This window comes from Dehalococcoidia bacterium, assembly GCA_028711995.1.
In the GTDB taxonomy this organism is placed as follows: Bacteria; Chloroflexota; Dehalococcoidia; order SZUA-161; family SpSt-899; genus JAQTRE01.
This window is the reverse complement of sequence record JAQTRE010000137.1, coordinates 1-7,837: the sequence shown is the minus strand read 5'-3', so window position 1 is coordinate 7,837 and position 7,837 is coordinate 1. Positions and strand designations below refer to the sequence as shown.

Sequence of the window (7,837 nt, the reverse complement as noted above, 5' to 3'; positions counted from 1 at the left end):
TCCACCCTGGGCAGTATCCTTATCTATTCTTTCCTGCAATTCTTTGAGTCGATCCGCGACAGGCTTCATTGAATATCCTCCTTGGTATTGACAAATGGGAACCAATTCCCATCGCCTATTCTACCCCAAGTTGTTGCGTAGGGCAAGGTGTATTTTCTTGATCGAGGAGTTCATTGTTCAAGGAGCGCATTCAATGATCAGTAATCGGTTACAATTGGAAGCCTTCTTTCAACATGATATAATCACCGCAAAGTGTCATTCTAAGGAAGCTTTGATCAACCCCCTGTCCCCCACTCTTGGGGGAAGGATGGGAAATTCGGGGGACATCCTTCGACAAGCTCAGGACAGGCTCCCCGAACCCCCGGAAGGAGGAATCCTTCACCTCTTGATCAACGCTTACCGGGTTGCAAGCGAAGAATCTCTATATGAATCTGCTCATTCGCAACGGACGTATCATCGATCCCCTCAAAGGGATCGATCAAGTCGGTGATCTTCTGGTCATCGGTGGCAAGATTGCGGAGGTAGGGGCAGGTTTCAAACCTGCCCCTACAATAGTCGATGCCACCGGCTTAATTGTTTCCCCTGGGTTCATCGATCTTCACTGCCATTTGCGTCAGCCGGGATTCGAGGAGAAGGAAACCATTGCCAGTGGCACCGGGGCTGCCGCCAGGGGCGGATTTACTACCGTTTGCTGCATGCCCAATACCAATCCTCCCATCGATAAGCCGGAAGTGGTCGGGCAAATCCGGGAAACAACCATCAAAGCGGCTGTGGTGCGGGTTCTGCCGATAGGGTGTGTCACGGTGGGGCGCTCCGGGGTAAAGTTAACCCGGATGAGCCAGATGAAGGCGGCCGGAGTAATTGCTTTCAGTGACGACGGCAGCCCGGTGGCTGATTCTGATATCATGCGTCAAGCTCTTGAAACAGTAAAAACTCTTGGGGTTCCGATCATCGATCATTGTGAGGACCCAACGCTGGCTAAAGATGGAGTGATGAATGAAGGTGCCTTATCGGTCAGGCTGGGATATAGGGGAATACCTGCAGCTGCCGAGGAGCGGATGGTGGCGCGGGATATCCAGTTGGCCCGGGAGACGGGGGGACACGTTCATATCGCGCACGTGAGCACCAAAGGCTCCGTCGATCTCATTCGCAGAGCCAAAAAAGAGGGCATTCCGGTTACCGCCGAGGTCACGCCGCATCACTTGACTTTGACCGAAGAAGCAGTTCTGGCTCATGGCGCCCAGGCCAAGGTGAATCCACCTCTGAGAGCCCAATCGGATGTGGATGCGCTGATTCTTGGATTGGGCGAAGGAATCATCGATGCTATTGCCACAGACCATGCACCTCACACTATAGAGGATAAGACAGGAAATTTTGCCCGGTGCGCTTTCGGCATCAGCGGTTTTGAAACGGCCCTCGGAGGTCTGATGACTCTGGTCCACAGTGGCAAGATGGATTTGACAACTCTGATCTCCCGATTGACCCTCGGTCCTGCCCGGATTCTCAATCTCCTCAACTTATCGGGGAGCCTTCAAGTTGGCGCTGCTGCAGATATCACTATCTTCGACCCGAATGCCGAGTGGACCGTCGATCCGGAAAAGTTTGCCTCAAAGGGCAAAAATACGCCGCTGGCAGGGGCAAAGCTAAAGGGCAAGGTGCTCCTGACGGTCTTCGAAGGCCGGATTGTTTATCGGGACGAATCCTGTCATTTATTGCTGAACCAGGCAATTTGAGAACTCTCCTCAATCCCTTATCGCCGAACGTTCTCTCCTTCCGGTACTAATGTCTTATTCGGAATGCCCCCTATTTCGCATACGAGACTCGGCCTCCAGAGGGTAGGATCAATTGTATCTGCACGACATTCCTCAAGGGGGTTGATCTGGACTTGATCCGGAATCCATGGGTTCTTATCTGGATTCCCACCTTCGCGAGAATGACAATGTCATGCTGGATATTTGTAGTGCGGTTGTCTTAACGCTACACCAGTTCAATTCTATCAAGTTCGTCCCCGGAGAAATGAAATAGTATGATCAATATCACCCTGGCGCTGCTGGGTTCCCTGATCTTTGCCGTCCTGTGGTTGGCAGAGAGGCGGGGGGATATGAGATATCAGCAGGGATGGCAATGTATCATCGCCGGGTTCGGATTGATCGTCTTCGGTGTCCTCATTGGCGTCATCCACGAACTTCCCCTTTTAGGCGATCACAACCTTGTTGCCGGTATGACCTGCCAGGCTTTCATGGAGAAGGTTGTGGGGTATCTCGGTGGATTCCTCTTGCTGGGGATCGGTCTGCGGAAACTGTTGCAGAGCGTTAGGGTGCAGAGCGAATGTCAAAAGGAGATCGAAGACGCTCGTGTTATGCTGGAGACACAGGTTGCGGAGTCCACCAATAACCTGAAGGCCGTCGGCGAGCGTTTGCAGCAGGAGACGGCGGAGCACAGCCGGTTGAAAGAGGAGTTGAAGAATGAGTTGAAGAATGAGTTGAAACGGGGCGAAGAGGAACAGCGGGGTTTGAAGGAGCGTCTGACTGGCCTGGAGACTGTCAATCAGGGCTTGAGGCGAGCTCAAGTTCAACTCCTTGAGGAGAAGGGGGGATTGGAGGAAGCCAGGACTCAACTTATTGCAGATCAGCAAGAGTTGCTGGGGCGGCTGAAGCAGAAAGAGGCGTTCCGCAAGATTTTCCACAATGCCGTGGATGGCCTCCTGTATTTGGATGTCGATAGAAGGGTCGTCGATGCCAGTAGCAGCATCAATCAGGTCTTAGGATATGAGCCGGAGGAACTGATCGGGAAGCGCTTCATTGAACTCGGCCTTTTCGAAGATGAGAACCGGAAGAAGGTGATCGAAATCCTGGATAAGGTGACCGGCGATGGACTCTCGTATCTGAAGGAAATCGGGGCCAGAGGCAAAGATGGCCATGGGATTCCGGTCGATTTGACACTGTGTCTGATAAAGAAGGACGATCAGCCGGAATTTATTCTCGTCACCTTGAAAGATTCAACTGAGCGCAAAACACTTGAGGAAATGCTGCAGAAATCCAATGCCGACCTGGGAGCCATGGCGCAGGACCGAAAGGAAATACTGGTTAAGGCGGATAAGGAGCTTCAGGCCCAGATCGCCAACCTCAATCGAGTTGAGGCAGCATTAGGGGAAGCCGAGGCAAAGTGGAATTCCTTGATGGAAAGCGCTCCCAACATCATTTCCACTGTTGATGGTGATGGCACAATTCTGTCTATCAATCGACTTTTCCCGGGTGTTACTCCGCAACAGGTAATCGGGCGCAAGGTCTATGACTATATCACTCCCGAGCATTATCGAACAGCCAGGGAAGCCCTGGGGAAAGTTTTCCAAAGCGGCCGCTCCGGTAACTATCAGGTTATGGGATTGGGTTCCCATAATAAGTATTCATGGTATGAAACTCGGGTGGCGCCTGTTAAGCGGGATGGTGAAGTGGTGGCGGCCACATTGATTTCAAGCGATATCACCGATCGGAAAGGGGCGGATGAGGCACTGAAGGAAGCCGAGCAGCGGTTCAGGGACCTGGCCAATCTTCTGCCGCAGACCGTGTTTGAAGTTGACCTGAACGGCAACTTCGTCTTTGCCAACAATTTCGGGTTGCAGTATACGGGCTACGTTCAGGAAGATATCGATGGGGGACTCAGTGCGCTTCAGGTGTTTGTGCCGGAAGACCGGGCAAGAGTGGTGAAGGATATCGAAGGCGTGCTGACGGGACGGGAGTTTGGCAATCATGAGTACACTCTGCTGAGAAAAGACGGCAGCACCTTTCCCGTTCTGGCGTATACCAGCCCCATTATTCATAACAGCCAGATCATTGGGATGCGGGGAGTTGTTCTGGATATCACCGAACGCAAGCAGGCAGAGGAGCAGATCCGTCTGCGCAATAGGGAACTGGCCGCGCTCAACGCCATCGCGGAAACGATCAATAAATCGCTTGATCTGGATGAGATTTTGGGGCATGCCCTGGACAAAGTGCTGGAGTTACTGGGAATAGAACACGGCGGAGTTTATCTTCTGAATGATGATGCGGAACATCTGGCATTAAGGATTTCCAGAGGCAGCAGCGGAGGCCTGCTGGGAACTATTCCGACGGTTAAGATCGGTGAAGGCATACTCGGGGTCGTGGCTCAGTCGGGAAAACCGGTGTTCGTTGAGTCGATCTCTGAGAGTGTTACGCTGATCGGAGATCATGCTCAGGCGGTTCAGGGTAGAGAGCAGGGTGGATCGATGATGTGTCTGCCGCTCGAGACAAGAGGGAAAGTGCTGGGTGTGATGTTTGTGATGACGGACAAGGAGAGGACTTTCACCCCGGAAGAAAGAAAACTTCTGGTTACGATTGCCCACGAGATCAGCACTGCCGCTGAGAATACGCAACTGCTGGGGATGGAATCCCGGGCTCTGGCGCTGGAGGAGGCTGATCGGTTGAGAGCGGCCTTTCTGGCCAGCATCTCTCATGAAATGCGTACGCCTCTGACTTCCATCAAAGGCTTGGCCAGCTCCCTGGTGCAGCAGGATGTCAAATGGGATGCCGAGACGCAGAGGGACTTTCTTCTCAGTATAAATCAGGAGGCAGATCGCCTGGTCCGCATCGTTAATGACACCCTGGATATGTCGAAGATTCAGGCAGGCATGATGACCCTGGATAAGTATCCGCTGAAGATCGATAGAGTGATCAAGCAGATCAGTGGCAAATTCAGCGGCGTAAAAGGGGAGCATCGGCTTGAATTGCTTTTGCCGACCGATCTGCCGCTGGTTGTTGTGGACGAACTGCGCATCGAACAGGCCCTGACCAATCTGGTGGAAAATGCGGCAACCTACTCATCACCTGGCACGGTCATCACGATTGAGGCAAAGGTATCGAATAGCGAACTGATCGTTACTGTTACCGACCAGGGCGATGGCATGGATACGGAGCAGCTCAAAAGGGCGTTTGATTCCTTCCAGCGCTTGGAGGAGAATACCCAGCGCCGGATGAGTGGAAGCGGATTGGGGTTAGCGATTTCTCAGGGAATCGTGGCGGCCCATGGAGGACGGATATGGGTGGAGAGCGAGGTGGGGCGGGGTTCACAGTTCAGTTTTTCTTTGCCGGTTGTCGAATCTCCCAAACCCCGGGATCGCACGAGGGGGGGTGCCTCTGTGCAGACCGTATAGGTCATTTGAAGGCAGGAGGAATAGATGTTGCCGGAACTATCGGTATTGATGTAGCGCACTCTCCTGGCACCTGTGATCATGGCAGGCTCGCAGTGGATAACACGAATCATCGTTGGCCTCCTCTTTTCCTTCGGATCGGACTTTACGGCACTATCTCTATTGATCCGTTATGAATCTCCACCCCGGTCATGGTTTGCGGCGGGTCTTTCTCGTTGGTCAGCTTGACCTCCGTCAACGTCAGATTATATGAACCTGTCTTGGCCCAATCAGCGATCCTGAACTTGATTCGCGCCAGAATTTCCTCAGATGCACTGATTTGAGTGGTCCCCCTTCGAGCCAGGGCACATCGCAGAATCCCTGACTGGTTGCCCGTCTCTTTCACGGCAATGATGGTATTGGATCCCAGCGCATCATCTACATTCAATTCAGCTACCTGTAGGACAGCGGGGTCGAATTTCACGCTGATTTCGCTTCCACTGATCCCGCAGTTCACTGCCTTCGCTGTCACGCTGACACTGATCTCCTGTCCCGGAGAAGCTTTCTGGGAAGATGGGCTGACGTAGATATCCAGCGATGGGAGCTGTGGCGATGGCGCATCAAGTGGCTTCTCTGCGGGGCTTGGTGTGGGACTTGCCGCAGGAGTTGTCTTCTGGGGTGCTGGTGTGGTTCGGATGGGAGAAACCGGATTTGAAGTTACCGCGGGTGTGATTATCCCCGGCTCTTGAGCGGTAGCTGTGGAGGTGGTAATGTCCTTGCCGGTGATGGCGAGGAAAACGGCAAGCACGGTAAGGCAAACCGCCATCGTTGATAGAACAATCTTTGCCGCTTTCCTATCCAGTATCACGCTTCGCTCCCCTTGCCCCAGCCACCGGCGAGAATGGAGAGGTCGGCAATCCCGATCTCCTTATCGCCATTCAAGTCACACTCGTTGCGGTAGCCTTCGTCTCCATCCTTTGTCCCATAGGCCGAGGCCAGAATGGTCAGGTCTTTCAATCCCACGCTATTATCCCCATCGATGTCTCCGGGAAGGCCGGGAATGACGGAGATAGAAACGATCGGGGGCGCGAAATCCAGATTGTTGAAGCTCTCGTCAGCCAGAGAAATGGCATTGGGTATGGCGTATTTTCCCGCTTTGGCGTCGCCTTTGACGCGGAGCGTAATGGTAGCCAGGGTGTTGGCGCTGGTGGGCACAGGGGTTGTTCCCTTACGAGCCAGCGCATATCTCAGATTATCCCCTTCTTCGGAAAGGACTTTTTCCTTGGTGCCCTCGATGGCGTCAGTTCCAAGAAGATTCCCCGGTGCCACCTTATCTATCAGTATCTCCATCACTGAAGTGTCAATGGCGAAGAGATCGATTTCACCGCCGCTGATGCCATGGCCTTTGGGGTCGACCATCACAGTGATGGTGAATTCCTTGCCCGGGCGAATCTCCGGGGCGGAAAGTTCAAGGGTGACTATGGGAGTCTGTGTGGTGATGGCTGTCAGGGCCAGTTGCTTGTTATCGCCCCTGACCCAGATGGTGCTTTGGGCTGCGCGTTGGCCATTGACCTGAAACGAAACCGTCTTGCCGCTATAATTCCCGGGGATATTGAGTCCGTATCGAGATCCGGTAGTGGTAGAAAACTGTACCTTAGCGGAGTCTATCCAGGCCGATACCTGGGTGCCGTCGGGTACATCCTCGCCGTCAAGCTTCACCGATCCGTAGAAGCCGCACACCTGAGGGCCGAGGCTGACGGTTAGATTTGTCTCAAGCTCTCCTCCCCTTTCCCAATCCACCACCTGTGTAGCGTAGTCGATTCCCACCTTGAAAGCGACGATCTTATCGGTGTAGTTTCCCGGCACGACCAGCCGATAGAGGGAATTGGTGGTGGTGGTCGATTGCACCCTGGCGGAATCGATCCAGGCCGATACCTCGGTGCCGTCCGGTACACGATTTCCATCTACAGTCACCAGGCCATAGAAGTCGCACTGATAAGGCCAGGCATTGATACTCAAGTCCAGTGTGGTAGTTTCCCCTCGTTTCCAGAGGGCAGTTTGCTCCGCTTTGTATTTACCCACTTTGAAGGTAACTGTCTTTCCGATGTAACTGCCGGCGACGGTTAGAGAATACAGCGAGTCTGTGGTTTGGGTTTCCGCTACTTTGGTTCCATCGATCCATGCGGTAACGGATGAACCATCCGGCAATCCGGAGCCTCCTGCACTGACTGATCCATGGAATACGTTGGCCATGGGTTGAGCCAGAGTGGCGACTGGAAACAGTAATGTAGCGATGAAGATCGCTACGAGTAAACATCCCTTCTTCATCCATGGTCTCCTTGCTTGAGCATATGATGACCCTCCCAAACGGGCGTGTGGACACCCCAGAATGATGGTAACACCGGGCGAGACTGGCCGAAACGGGGTCAACCCCAATTTTGCCGTGGGGGTGGACGCCCAGGAAGTGATGAGTCAGTAATCAGTAATCAGTTCTCCGCGTTTAAGAGAGTGCAGAGACGCCTCTCTGCCGGGGTTTTAGGGGTGTCCCCTAAGATTCAAAATCATCTTCCCCCAAAGAGTTGGGGGATACAGGATGCAATTGCAGGAAATGAGGCTCCCTTCAACCTGGCAATAGTCCTGCATGCAGTGATGCCCAAGAAGAGAAAACAGTGAAGGTTACTTCAAGACCTT

At 53.3% G+C, this 7,837-nt stretch carries 4 protein-coding genes; 2 read left to right on the top strand and 2 right to left on the bottom strand.

Annotation, left to right across the window (positions count from 1 at the left end; all coding sequences use genetic code 11):
- Positions 1–425 precede the first annotated feature (425 nt).
- Together PHV74_13530 and PHV74_13525 are read left to right on the top strand one after the other, a co-directional pair.
- A complete protein-coding gene (locus tag PHV74_13530; protein ID MDD5095380.1) occupies positions 426–1,733 on the top strand; it encodes a dihydroorotase in 1,308 nt (435 codons plus the stop codon).
- A 293-nt stretch (positions 1,734–2,026) separates the two neighbouring features.
- A complete protein-coding gene (locus PHV74_13525; GenBank protein MDD5095379.1) occupies positions 2,027–5,170 on the top strand; it encodes a PAS domain S-box protein in 3,144 nt (1,047 codons plus the stop codon).
- Positions 5,171–5,312: 142 nt separating this feature from the next.
- Here the strand turns inward: PHV74_13525 and PHV74_13520 are convergent, their stop codons facing one another.
- A complete protein-coding gene (locus tag PHV74_13520) occupies positions 5,313–6,014 on the bottom strand; it encodes a cohesin domain-containing protein (GenBank protein ID MDD5095378.1) in 702 nt (233 codons plus the stop codon).
- A complete protein-coding gene (locus tag PHV74_13515; protein MDD5095377.1) occupies positions 6,011–7,474 on the bottom strand; it encodes a cohesin domain-containing protein in 1,464 nt (487 codons plus the stop codon). The genes PHV74_13520 and PHV74_13515 overlap by 4 nt, the downstream gene beginning before the upstream one ends.
- Between the last annotated feature and the right edge of the window lie 363 nt (positions 7,475–7,837).